Below are 271 nucleotides of genomic sequence, written 5' to 3'. Positions count from 1 at the left end.
GGCCGAGCAGGCACAGGCGGGTGCCTTGCGTCTGGTGAAGGTTATGGGCACAACCGACGATCCAGAGAAACTCAGCCCGCTCGTTGAGGCGCTGGGCAAATTGGGCGAGCGGCTGCCGGCGGAGCAAGCGCAGGCGGGTGCCTTGCGTCTGGTGGAGGTTATGGACACCACCACCGATCCGTGGCAGCTCAGCTGGCTCGGTGAGGCGCTGGGCAAACTGGGCGAGCGGCTGCCAGCCGAGCAGGCGAAACCGGTTGCGTTGCGCCTAGTG

General features: G+C 66.8%; 1 protein-coding gene. It reads left to right on the top strand.

Annotation, left to right across the window (positions count from 1 at the left end; genetic code table 11):
* Positions 1-43: 43 nt before the first annotated feature.
* A partial coding sequence (locus BQ17_RS08150; RefSeq protein ID WP_141699167.1) for a hypothetical protein occupies positions 44-271 on the top strand: 228 nt, incomplete at its 3' end.

The sequence above is a fragment of the Candidatus Thiosymbion oneisti genome (genome assembly GCF_900092655.1).
GTDB lineage: Bacteria > Pseudomonadota > Gammaproteobacteria > Chromatiales > Chromatiaceae > Thiosymbion > Thiosymbion oneisti.
This window is presented reverse-complemented; position numbering and strand designations above follow the sequence as displayed.